18 protein-coding genes, 1 tRNA gene and 2 pseudogenes are annotated in these 16573 nt (G+C 55.2%); 13 read left to right on the forward strand and 8 right to left on the reverse strand.

Translation table 11 applies throughout. The features are described 5' to 3' along the window. The first annotated feature begins 31 nt into the window (after positions 1 to 31). Positions 32 to 679 (forward strand): DNA oxidative demethylase AlkB, encoded by a 648-nt coding sequence (gene alkB, locus ACUTSU_RS07025; RefSeq protein ID WP_012145879.1) that lies wholly within the window; start codon positions 32 to 34, stop codon positions 677 to 679. On the opposite strand, the gene ACUTSU_RS07030 is transcribed toward alkB, so the two are convergent. Then, positions 662 to 1597, reverse strand: a complete 936-nt coding sequence (locus tag ACUTSU_RS07030; protein WP_445650395.1) for a LysR family transcriptional regulator — start codon at positions 1595 to 1597, stop codon at positions 662 to 664. The two genes, alkB and ACUTSU_RS07030, sit on opposite strands and share 18 nt — an antisense overlap. Before the next feature lie 84 nt (positions 1598 to 1681). Here ACUTSU_RS07030 and ACUTSU_RS07035 point away from each other — a divergent pair, with 84 nt between their 5' ends. Beyond that, on the forward strand, positions 1682 to 2311 hold the full coding sequence (locus tag ACUTSU_RS07035; protein WP_445653950.1) for an alanyl-tRNA editing protein: 630 nt from the start codon (positions 1682 to 1684) through the stop codon (positions 2309 to 2311). A 17-nt stretch (positions 2312 to 2328) separates the two neighbouring features. On the opposite strand, the gene ACUTSU_RS07040 is transcribed toward ACUTSU_RS07035, so the two are convergent. After that, positions 2329 to 2532 carry a hypothetical protein gene (locus tag ACUTSU_RS07040; RefSeq protein ID WP_445650736.1) on the reverse strand — a complete coding sequence of 68 codons (204 nt, stop codon included), beginning with the start codon at positions 2530 to 2532 and terminating at the stop codon, positions 2329 to 2331. A 100-nt stretch (positions 2533 to 2632) separates the two neighbouring features. After that, the gene (locus ACUTSU_RS07045) at positions 2633 to 3268 is read right to left on the reverse strand and encodes a flavodoxin family protein (protein WP_445650397.1); all 636 of its coding nucleotides are present in this window, start codon (positions 3266 to 3268) and stop codon (positions 2633 to 2635) included. Between the two features lie 121 nt (positions 3269 to 3389). Here ACUTSU_RS07045 and ACUTSU_RS07050 point away from each other — a divergent pair, with 121 nt between their 5' ends. From ACUTSU_RS07050 to ACUTSU_RS07065, 4 genes are all read left to right on the forward strand, one after another. Then, positions 3390 to 4271 (forward strand): LysR substrate-binding domain-containing protein, encoded by an 882-nt coding sequence (locus ACUTSU_RS07050; protein ID WP_445650398.1) that lies wholly within the window; start codon positions 3390 to 3392, stop codon positions 4269 to 4271. An 87-nt stretch (positions 4272 to 4358) separates the two neighbouring features. After that, a complete protein-coding gene (locus ACUTSU_RS07055) occupies positions 4359 to 4946 on the forward strand; it encodes a nitroreductase family protein (protein WP_445653951.1) in 588 nt (195 codons plus the stop codon). A gap of 153 nt (positions 4947 to 5099) precedes the next feature. After that, the gene (locus ACUTSU_RS07060) at positions 5100 to 5225 is read left to right on the forward strand and encodes a hypothetical protein (protein WP_445650400.1); all 126 of its coding nucleotides are present in this window, start codon (positions 5100 to 5102) and stop codon (positions 5223 to 5225) included. Next, the gene (locus ACUTSU_RS07065) at positions 5192 to 5302 is read left to right on the forward strand and encodes a hypothetical protein (RefSeq protein ID WP_445650737.1); all 111 of its coding nucleotides are present in this window, start codon (positions 5192 to 5194) and stop codon (positions 5300 to 5302) included. Before ACUTSU_RS07060 ends, ACUTSU_RS07065 begins: the two co-directional genes overlap by 34 nt. Before the next feature lie 272 nt (positions 5303 to 5574). On the opposite strand, the gene ACUTSU_RS07070 is transcribed toward ACUTSU_RS07065, so the two are convergent. Beyond that, entirely contained in the window at positions 5575 to 8013 is a 2439-nt protein-coding gene (locus tag ACUTSU_RS07070) for a penicillin acylase family protein (protein WP_445653952.1), read from the reverse strand. A gap of 321 nt (positions 8014 to 8334) precedes the next feature. On the opposite strand from ACUTSU_RS07070, the pseudogene ACUTSU_RS07075 reads away from it, so the two are divergent. From ACUTSU_RS07075 to ACUTSU_RS07090, 4 genes and pseudogenes are all read left to right on the forward strand, one after another. After that, positions 8335 to 8562, forward strand: a pseudogene (locus ACUTSU_RS07075) (efflux RND transporter periplasmic adaptor subunit); the annotation flags it as partial. A gap of 265 nt (positions 8563 to 8827) precedes the next feature. Then, positions 8828 to 9031, forward strand: coding sequence for a hypothetical protein (locus tag ACUTSU_RS07080; RefSeq protein WP_445653953.1), 204 nt, complete (start codon positions 8828 to 8830; stop codon positions 9029 to 9031). 109 nt (positions 9032 to 9140) lie between these two features. Continuing rightward, the gene (locus ACUTSU_RS07085; RefSeq protein ID WP_445650403.1) at positions 9141 to 9398 is read left to right on the forward strand and encodes an AbrB/MazE/SpoVT family DNA-binding domain-containing protein; all 258 of its coding nucleotides are present in this window, start codon (positions 9141 to 9143) and stop codon (positions 9396 to 9398) included. Further along, the gene (locus tag ACUTSU_RS07090) at positions 9399 to 9731 is read left to right on the forward strand and encodes a type II toxin-antitoxin system PemK/MazF family toxin (RefSeq protein WP_445653954.1); all 333 of its coding nucleotides are present in this window, start codon (positions 9399 to 9401) and stop codon (positions 9729 to 9731) included. Between the two features lie 66 nt (positions 9732 to 9797). On the opposite strand, the gene ACUTSU_RS07095 is transcribed toward ACUTSU_RS07090, so the two are convergent. After that, positions 9798 to 9873 (reverse strand) — tRNA-Asn (locus ACUTSU_RS07095). A 5-nt stretch (positions 9874 to 9878) separates the two neighbouring features. Between ACUTSU_RS07095 and ACUTSU_RS07100 the strand changes: the two genes are divergently transcribed. The 3 genes and pseudogenes from ACUTSU_RS07100 to ACUTSU_RS07110 all read left to right on the forward strand — a co-directional run. Next, positions 9879 to 10067 (forward strand): hypothetical protein, encoded by a 189-nt coding sequence (locus tag ACUTSU_RS07100; protein WP_445653955.1) that lies wholly within the window; start codon positions 9879 to 9881, stop codon positions 10065 to 10067. A 140-nt stretch (positions 10068 to 10207) separates the two neighbouring features. Then, entirely contained in the window at positions 10208 to 11131 is a 924-nt protein-coding gene (nac, locus tag ACUTSU_RS07105) for a nitrogen assimilation transcriptional regulator NAC (RefSeq protein WP_445650406.1), read from the forward strand. Between the two features lie 114 nt (positions 11132 to 11245). Continuing rightward, positions 11246 to 11383: pseudogene (locus ACUTSU_RS07110) on the forward strand (tyrosine-type recombinase/integrase); the annotation flags it as partial. A 57-nt stretch (positions 11384 to 11440) separates the two neighbouring features. Here ACUTSU_RS07110 and ACUTSU_RS07115 read toward each other — a convergent pair. The 3 genes from ACUTSU_RS07115 to ACUTSU_RS07125 all read right to left on the reverse strand — a co-directional run bounded on the left by ACUTSU_RS07115 (position 11441) and on the right by ACUTSU_RS07125 (position 16563). Beyond that, positions 11441 to 12901, reverse strand: a complete 1461-nt coding sequence (locus ACUTSU_RS07115) for an AMP nucleosidase (protein WP_445653956.1) — start codon at positions 12899 to 12901, stop codon at positions 11441 to 11443. A 151-nt stretch (positions 12902 to 13052) separates the two neighbouring features. Next, on the reverse strand, positions 13053 to 15356 hold the full coding sequence (opgB, locus tag ACUTSU_RS07120) for a phosphatidylglycerol--membrane-oligosaccharide glycerophosphotransferase (RefSeq protein ID WP_445653957.1): 2304 nt from the start codon (positions 15354 to 15356) through the stop codon (positions 13053 to 13055). 271 nt (positions 15357 to 15627) lie between these two features. Continuing rightward, on the reverse strand, positions 15628 to 16563 hold the full coding sequence (locus ACUTSU_RS07125) for an ABC transporter substrate-binding protein (protein ID WP_445653958.1): 936 nt from the start codon (positions 16561 to 16563) through the stop codon (positions 15628 to 15630). Positions 16564 to 16573: the final 10 nt, after the last annotated feature.

The following is a 16573-nucleotide window of genomic DNA, read 5'->3' on the forward strand; positions in this document are numbered from 1 at the left end:
AAATACTGTGTATTAATACAGGTATTATGCGATGACCCTCGATCTTTTTGAAGACTCGGTGCCGCCGCCGTGGCGGGAGCAGATCGCCCCTGGTGCGGTGGTGATGCACGGCTTTGTGCGCGATCACGGCCCGGAGCTGCTGGCGGCAGTGAATGGCGTGATCGCCCAGGTGCCGTGGCGGCATATGACCACGCCGGGCGGTCACGTGATGTCGGTGGCAATGAGCTGGTGCGGCAACGGCTGGAGTAGTGACAGCCGGGGTTACCGTTATTCCGAACGCGACTCGCGCAGCGGAAAACGCTGGCCGCCGATCCCGGCTATTCTGATGGCGCTGGCGGATGAGGCGGCGCAACAGGCGGGTTTTGCTCCTTTCGTGCCGGATTCCTGCCTGATGAACCGCTACGATCCGGGCAGCAAGCTATCGCTGCATCAGGATAAGGACGAGCATGATTTTGGTTCACCGATCGTGTCAGTGTCACTGGGGCTACCGGCGGTATTTCAGTTTGGTGGTATGCAGCGCAGCGATCGCGCCCAGCGCATCCCCTTGGCACACGGCGACGTGGTGGTGTGGGGCGGCCCGTCACGGCTGTGTTTTCACGGTATTATGCCGATCAAAGAGGGTTATCATTCGCTGGTGGGGCCACACCGCATTAACATCACGCTACGTAAGGCGCTTTAACTGAGGCTCTTTTGCCAAACAGGCAACCAGATAGTCGATAAACACCCGCAGCTTGGGCGGCAAGTGCTGGTTGGGGCCATACAGCAACCACAGGCCGCCGTGGTAGCTACTGAGAAAGTCCCATTCCGGCAGCACTTGCACTACTTCACCGCTGTCCAGCGCCTGTCTGGCTGTAAAGTATGGCAGGCTGCCAATGCCAATGTGTTGTTTCACCGCATCCAGCCGCACGCCGGTATGATTGGCGGCATAACGCCCGTGTACGTTTACCGTCACCGATTTACCGTCTCGTCGGAATTTCCAGCGGGCGTCGCTGGGCGTTTCCCCCAGATAGATACAGCTGTGCTGCGCCAAATCCTGCGGGTACTGCGGCGTGCCGTGTTGCGCCAGATACCCGGGGGTGGCGCACAGCAGGTGTTCGATAGTCATCAATTGGCGGCCGATCAAGCCGGGAGAAGGGCGTTCGGTAATACGCAGCGCCAGATCGACCCTATCGTCAATCAGGTCCATATAACGATCTTCCAGCCGCAGGCGAACGTCTACCTTGGGGTAACGGCGTAAAAACGCCGGTATGTGCGGGTGTAACACAAAGCGACCCACCGCCTTGGGGACGCTGACGCTGACCAGTCCTTCAGGTTCCACCGCCCCGCAGCCGCTGAACGCCATGACCGAGTTCGCCGCGTCTAACATGCTGCGACAGCGCAGAAACACCTCTTCACCTTGTTCACTCAGGCGTAGCTTACGCGTGGTGCGGTGCAGCAGTTGCAGCGCCAACGCCTGTTCGAGTTTGGCCACGCTACGGCTGGCAGCAGAAGGGGAAGTGCCCAGTCGACGGGCAGCGGCGGAAAAACTGCCGCTCTCCACGACCTGAACAAAAACGGCCATTTCGGCCAGCAGTGCATGAGAGAGATTTGTGCTCACAGCGCAAAGGTCCATTGTATCTTTGATGAATTATGCTTTGATTATGGCATGAATATAATGGAGCCACTAACCAGGAGAAAAATCATGACCGAACGGCTTTATTATTACAGCGATGACTTACAGGGCGAGGCACAGGTGCTGGCCTGTACCCCGGTTGAAGAAGGAGGATACGTGATAGAACTGAACGCCACGGTGTTTCACCCGCAGGGCGGCGGGCAACCGGCCGACGGCGGCCTGCTCGGTACTGTCCCGGTGCTGCGCGTGGCGCAGCAGGGCGAAAAAGTGCTGCACTTTACCGCTGAGCCGCTGCCAGAAGGGCCGGTGAGCGTGCAAGTGGATGGCGAACTGCGCCGCTTGCACACCCGTTGGCATTCTGCCGGGCATCTGATTGGCTGGTTGGGTGAAACGCGCGGCTGGCAGCCGGTAAAGGCGCACCACTGGCCGGGTGAAGGACGCATTACCTTCGTGCCGGGCGCTGAACCTCAAACCCTGGATGAAGATTTCCTGCATGCGGAGTTGGCGCGGCTGATTGCGGCAGATTTCCCACGCAAACAACTGACGGTTGACGGCCTGCGCCAGGTAGGGTTCGGCGAATTGCCCGCCTATGGCTGCGGCGGTACCCATGTCCATTCGCTGGGCGAGCTGGGTGCGGTAAAGATTACTGGGTTAAAGATGAAAAAAGGGCAGTTGATTGTGCAGTATGAACTGGGCTGAGGTTTGATCCAGGCCGGTTATTTCGTCGGCCCGGCCTGTCGCAGCATGGTGTAGAAAGCACATTGGCATCCGGCCTGCGGCAGGGCCGCACAGGTGCCGATATTGACCGCTTGCGCTTCCAGCGCATGGAAGCCGTAAAACTTATTTTCAATGTTATTTTCCACTGTTTCGACATCTTGTTTCGCTTTGAGGTAATTGGCGCGCCGGTCTGGCATCTGCATCATATGATGTTGGTCCCGATGGGCCAATGGTCGGCAATAGTTTGCTACATATGCTTGCGCAACCTTGATAAAGGGGCAGCGAGCCACCCCATTTGCAGAGTCAATCTCGCCAAACCTGTGTGCTGCGCGGCGTATCCATCCGGTAGTCAGAATAATGACGCGTGAAAATTTCACGGCCCAGATCGCGGGCGGCCTGTAGCGGATTACGTGGATCACGGCTGACTTCACCCCGATTGTTGCCCGTCCCCTGAACCATCCCGACGAACTCGCAATGCGAGTAACGGCTGAATTCCTGAATTTGATGCACGATCCCCATAGCTCCGCCGGGGTAGGTTTCCTCCGAGGCTACCGTCAGCCCGATGCGTTTGCCACTCATACGCTGATGTACCTGTTCGGCATCAGGGTAGGCGTTGGAGTAATAACTGAAAGAGCGATCGAAAAAAGCTTTGGTTTGCGCCGACATGCCGTACCAGTATAGCGGGGTGCAAAATACCGCCGCATCCGCGGGCAAGAAGTGCTCCAGAAACAGTTCGCCATAGCGGTCTGCAGGGGGCGCGGCATGGCGTCCGTCCACCAGAAAACCGCTAATGTAATCATCCAAAAAATGCATGCTGGCTTCGGTACCCGCCTCGGCGGCTCCTGCCATCACGGCCTGCGCCAATGCTGCGCTGTTGCCGTCACGCCGTGGGCTGCCGACCAGGACGATAAGGCGCTTGGGGTGCTGAGATGAATTCATGTCACTCTCCGTTTTATTGACCATGGATATACGATTGCCAATTTACGGTGCTCAAAGAGTCAGTGACAAATGACGGTTATTCTTTCAGGATGAGTTAAATTCATCTTTATGGGGGTTGATCATGTTTGCCACGCTTCCGGTTACTGCATTGCGTACCTTTGAATCCGCTGCCCGCCTGCGCAGTTTTAAACAGGCTGCACTGGAGCTGGCGGTCACCCCGACGGCGGTGTCGCATCAGATCAAGGCGCTTGAGCAGCAGTTGGGCTTTGCCTTGTTCGATCGGGTGCCGCGCGGTGTGCGATTAACCCATAAGGGTGAGCGTTTGTTCGCTGGGGTACACACCGCTTTGCTCGATGTGGCAACCACGCTGGATGCGCTACGCCCGGTACCCAGTACCGGTTCACTGTGTGTCTCCGTCACCCATTCTTTCGCCGCGTTGTGGCTAGTCCCGCGCCTGGGGCGCTTTTATCAGGCCTACCCGCACTATCTGGTACGCCTGGAGGCCTGCGGTGAAGTGATTGATCTACAGCAGGACGCCAGCGTGGACATTGCTATTCGCTACAGCAGTACTGACTACCCGAAGTTGCATCAGGCCGCTCGGCTGGAAGAGAGCTTTGGCGTCTACGGCGCGCCGAATTTGTGTGCAACGGAGCAACAAGCGCCTACGCTGATCACCGTTCACTGGCATGACTCCACCCTTTATGAAACCGGCTGGCGCCAGTGGTGCCAGGCTGCGGGTGTCGACTGGTGGCAACGGCATAGCGCGTTGCGGGCTTATGACGAAGAGCATTATGCTTTGCAGGCAGCGGTGGCCGGGCAGGGGCTGGTGCTGGCCAGTTCGGTGATGGTGTCGGACCTGGTGCGTAACGGGTTGCTGGCATCCTATAGGCCGGAAATTTGCGTACCGGGTGCAGCATATACCGCGCTGTGCGTGCCTGGGCGCGAACGGCATCCGCCGGTACGGGCGTTTCTGGCCTGGCTGCAACTGGAAATCTTGCGCTGAGCCACAGCACAAAATAGAAATTCTTCTGGCGTGGGGCATGGGAATATCAGATAACGTTGTTATTCCCTTCCCATGAGAGAGATGTCCATGAGCCAGCCAAGAGTTTCTGATTACCCCATTGATGCACAGTTTATTGAACGTTGGTCGCCGCGCGCGCTGGCAAATGATGCAATCGACGATGAGACCCTGCTGAGCTTCTTTGAAGCAGCGCGCTGGTCACCTTCGGCCTATAACATTCAGCCGTGGCGTTTTGCCTACAGCAAGCAGGGTTCGGCCAGTTGGGACAGCTATCTGGATTTCCTGGTTGAGTTCAATCGCGGTTGGGCGCAGCATGCTTCAGCGCTGGTGGTGGTTATCTCCAAAACCACCAGTTTGAACGGTGAGAAGGAAGTCAGTAACCCGAGCCATGCCTTTGATGCCGGGGCTGCCTGGGCCAACCTGGCGCTGCAGGCGCATCTGAAAGGTTGGCTGACCCACTGCATGGGCGGCGTTCACCACGATAAAATCAAGGCTGCGTTGAAACTGCCGGACGACTACCAGGTGCATGGCATGGTGGCGATCGGCAAAGCGGGTGATAAATCCCTGCTGCCGGAGTTTCTGCAGCAAAAAGAGATCCCTTCAGGGCGCTTGCCGCTGGAAAAAACGGTGGTGGAAGGGCTGAACTTTACCCTGTAATTATCCTGGCTTGATGGTTTCCAGCCCACAGAGTTTCCCTCTGTGGGCTTTTTTATACGTCAGGTATGAGGGGTAAAACTTTGTGAGTATGTCCATGAGCATAACGATCGTTATATAATGTTTTATATATCGATTATTAAAAGAGGGGATGTTATGAATAATCACTTCGGCAAGGGGCTGATGGCCGGTTTGGTCGCGCTGAACGCCTGGAAGATGAGAACCGGGCCGCATTCGAAGCTGGGTTACTGTGTCGGGCGTGCAGTCTCAATGGGGAAGTGATGAGCGAGTTCTTTTCTGGTGGCGCTAATCGTCTGGCTGAAAAATTTTTCTGCGCCGGATATAACCGCGAGCAGTAAAACCAGGCCTGACGGGCTCAGACCTTATTCCGCTCTGGGGCAAATGCAAGCTTCAGGATAAGGCGGCGACATTGCGTAGCTCCGGCAAAATCCCCAGGTTTTTCTCCTGCACCGGTAGGGCAGCCAAGCAATGTGGGGGAAAAACCGGAGAAAAATATGAAAAGGCGGGATGCCTCGCAGACTAATGTAACGGGCACCTTCCAGCATACTCAGTCGGAAGGCTGACGACAGCCCAGCTCAACCATGAACCGGGCTTCAAACACTATCGGGCTTTAATAACTGATGGTTTCCTGTGAGACCGAATTGGCCTGGACATCCCTGTCGCTGAGCCATGTACGTTTGTTTTTCAAATCACCGAACAATGACAATTGATCGTCAAAGTGCTTCGAGCGTTTCCCGTCTGGAGCGATAAAACCGGACTGGCCAGGAGGTGTCACCTCTACACCGGTGACTCCCTGATGGGTAAATGCCACCATGTTATTTTCGGTGCCACGGTTCATGGCAAGAGGATTCTGTATGTGTTCGTCTGAGCCAGCCTGCGGAACGTTCAGGAAGTTTTTGGTTTGATAAGTGGTGTTTGACACCTTGGTATGCCACGCAGTCATCTTATCGCCTTGCGATTTTTTCAGATCGTTAATGGCGAGCTGCAGTGCTTCCATCATCAGGCTATCGACATCCCTGCCTTTGAAGATATCAAAGCCCGAGGTCTTGCTGCCGGCGGTCATGCCCTGATAAAGAATTTTGGTACCCACCGAAATATTTTGGCTGCCCGAGGTGCTCTCTCCCGGTGTCATGTAGCCGGGATCAAGGAACCACGAAGCCTGTTCCGCAGGTAATATTCCGCCCAGCGACAGAGTCAGCATATGTTGCAGCCAGGCGCGGAAGATCGGTGTCGCCGGGGTATCGTAATAACCGTCGTTATTCAGATCCCGTTCCTCATAGTCCCACTTGCCGAGGATGGCGGCAGCTTCGCGCAGTTGCGGGTTATCACTTTTGCCGGCGACCTTGACCAGGCGGGGCACAAAAAAGCGCGCGTTAGGATCTTCGAATGCCGCATCCATCAGCAAATCCCATAACTGTGTGGGGGTAAAACGCGGCTGACTATCAATGCGGGTGAATAACGACTGGATACGGTCGGCGGTATTCCAGGAGTACCACCATTCATCCGGGTTGGGGAAGCCTTCCGCCGGGCGGTTGTTCCAGTTGGCGATATAACCCGTTTTGGGATTGTAGACCTGAGGATTGGTGGCAAATGGCATGAAACCTTGCCATTCGGAGCTGCCATCGCCCGGCATAGGCAGCCGGTTATCGTGCCCTTTAAGGCGTATTGGATAACGCCCGCCCAGGGCATAACCGATGTTGCCTTTATTATCGGCGTAGTACCAGTTGACGTTGATGGCGGAATGCTGGACCTGATCGAGCCATTGTTGATGGTTTTTCGCTTTGCCGACCTTATTCCAGGCCAGTAAAGTGGCGACTTCCTCGCCTTCCCAGCCACGACGTTTGGCATAGGCCAGACCCTGTTTGGGATTGTAGTCGATGACGGCACCTTGCACGCTTCGGTACACCGTCAAATGCCGGGTTTCGCCGTCCTTCACCGCGATGGTCTCAACGCGTTTTTCCAGTGGGCGATATTTTCCCTGATAGAAATACTCTTCAGGGTTTTTAGGGTTCAATTTCAATTGGTATATATCGACATTATCGCCGGCCCCCCAGGTACTTCCCCAACTGATATCGCGGTTGTAGCCGAACTCCACCATCGGATAGCCAAATGGACTGTTTCCCACCGCGTCATAACCCGCGCCATGTAGCCCAACAGAATAGGTATAAGCAGGCTGATAGAAACCAAACTGAGGCCCATTTAGCAGAATGCTCTTGGCACCTTTAGATTTACGGGAGCCCAGGACGATGATGTTACTGAAGGCTTTTTCCTTCGGTGGTTTCCAGCGAGGCGTTTGTTCGTTGGTCGTTGCCTCTGTCGGGAGAGTGGCATGGTTCAGGGGGGATACAGCCGACGGGGCAGAAACGTAGGCGCCATTGCGTACCGAAGGTTGCCATTCACCCTTGGGGACGGTGGTAGGTGAGCCGGGGTTGTCTTGAGAAAGCAACAGGTTAAATATTGCTTTGCCTTGCGTCTCGCCATCCTTTTTTATCAGCCCGGCGAGCAATTGCTGGTTTTCCAACTCGGTGTTGTAGTCTCCGAATCGGTTGACCATGGAGCCGATGAATACCATGGCCACATCGAAGTCGGTCCAGGGGGCCGGTTTAAAATCATGGTCAATAAACTGTTTTGGCATTAATTGCTGCGGATTGGCATCGATTTTCTTCAGCCATGCATTAATACCCTGGGCATAACCATCGAGAATATCGCGATCGCTCTGGGGTAACGCGGCCAGTTGAGCTTTGATTCTGGCAGGGAAATACTGCTGGCGAATGCCTATATCAAACGGCAGATAGTCTTTACCCAACACTTCGGCGACACGCCCCTCGGTACTGCGCCGGGACATTTCCAACTGGTATAGACGGTCCTGAGCGATGGCATAACCATAGCCATAAAACAGTCCGTAAACGTCTTTGGCGTAAATGTGAGGGGTGCCGTAGGTGTCTCGTTTGATCGTCACATCGGCGGCAAAAGTTTGGGCCATAACCAGATTGCAGCCCAACCCGAGGGCCAGTAACAAAGCAGAACGCGGTTGAAATAACAATTTCATGCAGTTTCCTCGTTAACTCGTGGTGATCGCGGCGGTGGTTTGTTAGCTCAGGGGGGCGAGCCTGCCGTGAGAGTTCAGTTAGCTTGCTACATAAAACTAACGAAGTGATACATAATTTTAACTTTAATGTTGTTTTGTGTGTCCAAAGTCACTGTTCAATGAATGCTCTATTTATGGAGTGGGTCATTAATATAATTATTAATTTGCTGATGTATGTCGGGGGGTTGTGATGGGCGGGGGTGATTTAGAGTAGAAGGGATACTTTGTTTTGTTTTTTATCTTGAAGAGTAAATCATGAATTAAACATAGTTACTGAGGTGGCTGCAGTCACAGGCTCAGCAACAGGCCGTCGCGGCTGCAAGGGCCCGTACAAGACAAGCTGCTGATGACGAGGCGCGTTAGCGCAGTCTGGTCACTACGGGTGCCGTGTCGGCATCGGCCTACGGTCAGATAAAGGCCGCAGCCGATACGGCCAAAGCGGAACTCAGTGCTGCACAGGCACAGGCGAATGTGGCACAAAATGCGACAGGATACGGCCTGATAATCAGCCGCAGAGTGAAAAGCTTGCCTTCGGCTAGGTCTGTTTCTGGCGAGAACGAATGAACCGCGTTTTTGTCACTTAGTCTCACCACAGATCGTTGTCATTGGGAAATGGTCTGTGGTTTTTCCAGTATCGACTGAGAAATTAAGGAGCCGTGCCCCCTAAGGTGCGCCGATTGCCTGTAACGCCGGTAGTTCCAACCCCTTCAGTCCATCACCATGAGATTGGAAGCTCTGGTGGTGGGTTTTAAACCCGTTACAGGAGGCTGCCATTATGGCTACGATTCCTACTCATATACATCCATTACTTGCTGTTTCTTTTAATGTCGCCACGGATTTCACCGTCTTTGCCACCATTGCGGAAGCTGCGCCGCATTTCGTGTATCCGATCCGTCATAATCCTTTGAACCGCAAAAACAGCTTTCTATTATCGACCTTCTTGCAACGAACTAAGCTCCTGCTTGCACGAATGGATTAAGGCTTTCTTCACGTATTATTACGCTAAGGAAACCACAATGAATCTGATGAATAATTGTGCATCGCCTGCTGTTGATGTTATATTAAAATATAATATTCGGAGGTGCTCTATGTATACAACTCGCCTGAAAAAGGTCGGCGGATCCGTCATGCTGGCGGTCCCTCCCGCGGTGTTGAAAACACTGGCGCTGTCGACGGACAGCGAAGTGGGTATGACCATTGATAATGGCTGCCTGATTATTGAACCCCAGAAACGGCCCCATTATTCGCTTGAGGAACTGTTGGCGCAGTGCGAACCGCACGACGACATGAGCGAAGAGGATCGGGAATGGATTGATGCCCCCGCGATGGGCAAGGAGATCCTGTAAATGGACAGAGGGGAAATCTGGCTCGTTTCACTGGATCCGATCGCCGGTCATGAGCAAAGTGGAAAACGTCCGGTACTTATCGTATCGAAGGCATCGTTTAACAAGTTGACCCGGCTACCCGTTGTTGTTCCCGTCACCAGCGGTGGAAGCTTCGCCCGCACAGCGGGTTTTGCCGTCTCACTGGACGACTCGGGAACAAAAACAACGGGTGTTATTCGCTGCGACCAGCCCAGAACCATTGATATGGGAGCCAGGAGCGGTAGGCGACTGGAACGTATACCCGACGCTGTCGTAAATGAAGTGCTGGCCCGACTGGAAGCCATTCTGAGCTGATGTCTGGATGTGATTGATAAATCCATAAAAGCAAAAAGCCCGCTCGAAAGCAGGCTTTTCTAAATTTGGCTCCTCTGACTGGACTCGAACCAGTGACATACGGATTAACAGTCCGCCGTTCTACCGACTGAACTACAGAGGAATCGTTTGAACGGGGCGAATAATAACGAGGTGGCCCAGGCTTGTAAAGTCAGAAAACGCCTTGATGTTTCGTTTGCTGCAAGATTATTCAACCTGCTGCTTTTTATGGCTTTTATTGCTGCACTGCTGCGCAGTGGTTCAGGCTTTGCCATCATGCTTTATGTTGGTGCAGGCTTTGGGGGGCTCCGCCGCTGAGGGGAGCGTCATTACCAAAACCAATATCATTTTTTCTTATTTTTCCGTCGATTAGTTTCCGCTTTCTCTTATCGCGCCTGTCTGGCCCGGATATTGCTGTGGTTTGCCTCAACCCAGCCAAGTGGCATGACGGAGGCAGTATGAATTTCAGACGTCTTAAGTATTTCGTGAAAATCGTCGACATCGGCAGCCTGACCCAGGCGGCAGAAGTGCTGCATATCGCCCAACCGGCACTCAGCCAACAATTGGCGACGCTGGAAGGGGAACTGAAACAGCAGTTGCTGATCCGCACCAAACGCGGCGTACAGCCTACCGAGGCCGGTAATATTCTTTATGCTCATGCCCAGACCATTTTGCGCCAGTGCGAACAGGCGCAGAGTGCGGTCAATAGTGCCGGGCAGGCGATGAGCGGACAGGTCTCCGTCGGGCTGGCGCCGGGCAGCCTGGCATCACAATTGGCGTTGCCGCTGTTGCAGGCAGTGCGCGAGCAGCATCCGGGCATTTTGCTCAGTCTGAATGAGAATATCGGCTCGGCGCTGGCCGGCCAGGTCGCCAACCAGAATCTGGATATGGCGGTGATCTACGGCGCTAAAATGCCCGCAGGTTTGCAGGCCACGGCGTTAATGCACGAAGATCTCTATCTGGTCGCGACGCGTGCGGTGCCAAATCCCGGCAACAGCGTTGAGCTGCTGGACGTTGCGCGGCTGAATTTATTTCTGCCGCGTGAAGGGGACGTGGTGCGCAGTCAGGTGGACGAAGCCATGGCGATACGCAAATTAACGGCCAACGTGATTGGCGAAATTGAATCACCTGGCACCTTGAGTGCGGCCATCGCCAGTGGGTTGGGGGCCACCATTTTGCCCGAGTCGGTGGCGCGCGCGATGATTGGTCCGGCCAAGGCATGGATGGCGCGTATCAATGTACCTTCATTGAACGTGCCGCTTTCGCTGTGCATTTCCGGCCAGCAATCTCTGTCGGCCCCGGCGCTGGTGGTGAAAGAGATCCTGCTGTCAATTGCCGCCAGCCGCAGTCAGGAAAAACGCGTGCTGGCGTTGGTGCAATAAATCAGGTCGGATTCGATTAGCTGAGTTGAGTTGAGTTGAGTTGGTAACGGCTGTCCGGCTGGGTGGCGGTGGGTAAATCCGTCTCGTCATTTGACAGCAGAGGATTTGACCACCCACCTGCATATTCTACGCCACGCCTGCGGGTTTGCACTGGCTGATTTGGGGGCGGATACGCGCCTGATACAGGATTATTTGGGCCACCGTAATATCAACCATACGGTGATCTACACCGCCAGCAATTCGCAGCGATAAGGCTTGCCCCCACCGCGAGCGGCCAAGAAATGACCGAGGGTGCGGCGGGGCTTGCCGCTAGCGGAACGGCGGCTCGTTAAAGGTGCGCAGTTTGCGGGAATGCAGGCGATCGCCTTCTGCGCGCAGCAGGTCGATAGCGCAAATGCCTATCTGCAGGTGTTCCGAGATCGCGCCTTCATAGAAGCGGTTGGCCTGCCCAGGCAGTTTAATTTCGCCGTGCAGCGGTTTGTCGGACACGCACAGCAATGTGCCGTAAGGCACCCGGAACCGGTAACCCTGAGCGGCGATGGTAGCGCTTTCCATATCTACCGCCACTGCGCGGCTGAGGTTAAAGCGCAGCGCCGAGGCGGAATAGCGCAGTTCCCAGTTGCGATCGTCGGTGGTGACCACGGTCCCGGTACGCAGGCGTTGTTTGACCTCTTCACCTGGCATGCCACTGACCATTTTGGTGGCGTCGTACAGCGCGCGCTGCACTTCGGCAATGCTGGGGATTGGGATGTCCGGCGGCAGCACCGAATCCAGCACATGATCGTCACGCAGGTAGGCGTGGGCCAGCACGTAGTCGCCAATCGACTGACTTTCGCGCAGGCCGCCGCAGTGGCCGATCATCAGCCAGGCACTGGGGCGCAACACCGCCAGATGGTCGCAGATGGTCTTGGCGTTGGACGGGCCGACGCCGATATTGATCAAAGTGATGCCCTGGCCGGTGCGAGAAATCAGATGGTAGGCCGGCATCTGGTGGTTCTTCCAGGCCAAGTCAGACACTGCCTGATCCGGCGCGGTGGTTTCCGGCGTGATATAGATGCCACCGGCACTGGACAGTGCAATATAGGGGCTGGCCGGATCGGCTATCTCGGCACAGGCCCAGCGCACAAACTCATCCACGTAGCGGGTGTAGTTGGTGAACAGCACGAAGGGTTGAAAATGTTCTACCGGGGTGCCGGTGTAATGCCGCAGCCGCGCCAGTGAAAAATCGGCCCGCAGTGCGTCAAAATGCGAAAGCGGGAAGGTGCTGGTGGCGTTGAACAGACCGTCAGCGGTTTCGTCACCAATTTGCGCCAATTCGGTGGTAGGGAAATGTTGTGCCAGACTGGCACTCATCGAACGATCCAGCATCAGGTTGGAGCCATCGATCACGTAGGGGAAAGGAATTTCCTGTTGTGACGGCCGCACTTCGATATGCGCATTGTACTCATTCGCCAGCAGAGTCAATTGTTCGGTCAGATAGTGGCGAAACAGCTGCGGGCGGGTAATGGTGGTGGTGTAACAGCCGGTATGAGTGAAACGGCCGTAGGCGCGAGTTTTGGTCTGCCCGGGCGAGGTGCCGTCCCAGCTGACGCGTAGTTCCGGATAAACAAACAGCCCGCTGGTGCGAGCTTGCATGTCGGGCAGGCCGCCATGACTGATAAAGTCGCCCACGGCCTGACGCAGCGCTTCAACCGAGGCGTCATACAGCGCTTCCAGTTTATCGATCGCCTGCGTGGGGGTAAGGCCGGTGCCGGATTGCTGACTGCTCATACTTTCTCCTTGGTTCTCCCGATTACGCGGCGGGAGGCAGGCGGATGCCGAAATCAATTCACAGCAACAGGTTAGCCGAAGATGAGCGCAAAAGCTTTGTTGAAGCAAAAGAAAACGCCGCAACAGGATGCCTGCTGCGGCGATGTGGTTATCAGGAGGAAGGCGAAGCCTGTTCGACCTTCAGCGAGACCAGGCCAATACCCAGTTTTTTCGGCGTAAAGCCGCCGCTGGCCCCTTCCTGCGGCTCGGTCGGTGCCGGAGGGGTGATGCTGATGTTCTGCGCGCCGCCAGGGTTATCAAAACGCAACGTCACGGTGGTGTCCTGTTTGCTGAGCGTCACAAACTGCTCCTGATCACCGACGCGTACCGAAATCGGTTCGCCGATGTTTTTGCCGTAGGCGCGTGCGCGTAGCACCAGATCAAAGGCCGAAGGCAGTGGGTCGACGTAGTCGATGCTTACCGTCGGGGCCAGATTGGCGTCCGACCAGCGGCCCCAATCCTCGATGGCGGCAACACCGGTGATCGCCTTAACCTGCTCCGGCATGCCCGGTAGCATAAAGGCGATGGCATCCGCGTGATATTTAACAGCGGCATCATCCACTTTCAGCCGCTCGACGGCATTTTGATAAGCGGCCACGCTGTCCGCCTCTGGGCCGCTAAAGTTGACCTTGCCACGGTAGTTGCCCCCTTTGGCCTGCACAATCTGCGGTGGGGCGGCCAGATTGCCTGAGGCCACGCAGGTTTCGGTGCTCAGCGCCAGTTCAGGCGCCCACACCCGGCCAATTTCATAGCACTTGTCGACCCAGACGAATTTTTCTCCTGCCCCCAAACCGGCGAGCTGTTTTTTCAGCGGTGTGGACAGATAAACGTTAAACATCGGCTCAATTTTGTTGTCCGTCACCTTCAGGATAAACGGCACCTTAAAGGTGATACCCGAGAAGCTAAAACGGCTACCCTGATTATCCAGATTAAAGTTGCTGATGCTGTTCGGGAAGCCCCATTGCTTCACCACCGCCGGTTTCCAGCCGTTGATTTTCTCATCGATATTCAGGAACACGGTGGCCAGCGTTGGGCTGGACAGGCTGCTGCGGCCAAGGCCAATGTAGTTATCGCCGCCCATCACGTCCAGCACCGTGGCACCGTTGTCCAGCGTGCTGCGTTTCTCGTTATGCAGCGCGGTCTGCGGGTGAGTGCCGTCGATAATAAAGAACAGGTTGCGGCGTTTTTGTTTGGTCAGAATGTCATAGGCGGTGTTATTCATCGCCAGATGGTCCGAAGACACCACGATAACGGTGTTTTTGAAGTACTCGGACGCTTTGATTTTGTCGATCAGCGCCGCGATGTGTTGCTGGCTGCAGGCCACCGCGCTTAGCGAGCGGTTTTCTTTGTTCTGCCAACTGAACGACTTTTTGCTGCAACTGGCGGAGATAAAACCGTCCGGGTGATGGGTGTCGACGGTCAGCGCAAACAGCGAAAACTTTTTATTCTGTTTGGACAACTCGACAAACTTGTCGAACACCAGATCCAGCACGGTATCGTCGTACCAGCCCCAGTCATTTTTGTAGCTCGGGTCGCTGACCTGCCCACGCAATTCTTTAAAGCCGTAAGCATGGTCAAAGCCATGCGATTTCAGGAAGGTATCTTTGCCAGCGAAGGCCAGTTCGGCCCCCTGATAAAAGTAGTTGTCGTAGCCGGCGGATTTCAGCACGTCGCCCAGGCAGACGTTTTCCGGATAAAAGGTGGATACGGCGCTGGAGGCATTGCCGTCAAACGGCGCAAACAGCGGGATACCGCACTGTGAGGACACCATACCGGCGATGGTATAGCCGGTGCCGGGCAACTGTTGGGTGTTGCTGAAATCGATACTGTTTGCGCGGTGTTGGTTCAGCTCGTCGGTCAGGCCGGGGAAGAGATCCGCATCCAGGTAGGTTCTTTCCAGGCTTTCGGCATAGATATACACCAGGTTCGGCGCTTTACCCTGAACGCTCTTTTTTGGCGCTTTGTAATAGGTATCAAAATCGGCGGTATCACCGCTAATCTGACTTCTGACCAGCAAGGAGATATCCTGAAAGGCCGGGGTGGTGCCAACGGAAAACAGCGCCAGCAGCACGGCGATCACACTATAAACCCTGCTGCTGCTTTTTGCCTTGCGCCGCACCAGGCTCCAGGTCAGCACGGCGAAGATTAGCGTCAGCACCGCCAACAGGCCGATAAACGGCAGCAGGTATTTACCGACGCCGGCGCCTTTCAGGCTGCTGGTCAGGGTGTAGAGTACCGCATCGGTAATACCATCGCCGGTAAAGTAGTTACTGGCGATCAGCACCACGTTAAGGATCAGATAGCTGCCCAGCAGCGTCAGCAGGGCGGCAAGCCACCAGCGGTTGGCGGCGGCCCGGGTCCGGTAGATGAGAATTGAGGCTAAAAAAAGTGCAAACGAAATTAATGCTGAAACCATCCACCGTACCCTGTCTGATTAAAAAGAAAAACTTAGCTGCTCTGACAAACGTCGTTGATCCGCGCACAGCGCGAAAGAGGAAGGGTATAGCGCATTGAAAGCATCAGGGTCAATGCGTGTTTGTACTGCCCAGCAGCGGCGGAGTGCGATTGGTGTTTTTTTGTGACATTACTGTGACACCAATCACGTCTGTGAGCAGCAGTACGCGAAATATGCCCTCTCCTTGGGGAGAGGGTCAGGGGGAGGGGAAGCAGACCAATAATGCGCTCCCTTAATTCAGCTCCACCGCATACTGCTCTACCGGGGTGATTTTCTTAATCAGCTTATTGTCGAACAGGAACTGTTCATAGGCCTGATAGCGCGTTTTATCCAGCCTGGCCGGATCGCGGGCGAACAGCGGCAGGCTGACTTGCCAGGCCTGTTTGTTCAACGCGGTATTCAGTTCCGGGTGTGCCTTGGCGAATGCCAGCCAGCTTTCCTGTGGGTGAGCCTGTAGGTAATCATTGCCTTTTTTCAGCGCCGTGAGGAATTTTTTGATTTTCGGCTCGCCTACCGCGTCGCGATTGGCGACGATAATCAGTTCGTCGTACACCGGAACGCCGTAGTCTTCCACGTTAAACACCACCGGATCCTTGCCTTGCAACTTTAGCTCCAGCGCCTCGATATTACGGTATCCGCCAATCACTGCATCAACCTGACCTGCCAGCAGGGCGCTGGTCAGCTGGAAATTAACGTTGAGCAACTTACCGTCATCAGGGTTGAGGTGTTCATGCTTGAACATGGTTGCCAGCGTGGCCTGCTCGATACCACTGACCGAGTAACCGATTTTCTTGCCCTTCAGCCCCGCGGGGCTGGTGATGCTTTTATCCAGCGTGATCACAGTATTGAGCGGTGAATCAATCAGGGTACCCACGCGCATCAGCGGCAGGCCCTGATCGGCAAAGAAATGCAACTGCGGCTGATAGGTGATGGCCAGATCGGCCTGTTTTGCCGCCACCAACCGTGGTGGTAGCGCCGGATCGGAAGGCGGTACAATCTTAACGTCCAGGCCTTCTGCCTTGAAGGCGCCGATCTGCTCGGCCACCATAATCGGCGCGTGATCGGGGTTGATATACCAGTCAAGCACCAGCGTCAGTTTTTCTGCGGCGGTGGCTTGCCCGGCCAGCGTAGTGCAGAGCATCAGTCCGCACAGGGTGTTTTTAATCATTGTCGATCCC

The sequence above is a fragment of the Serratia sp. NA_13 genome (assembly GCF_052691735.1).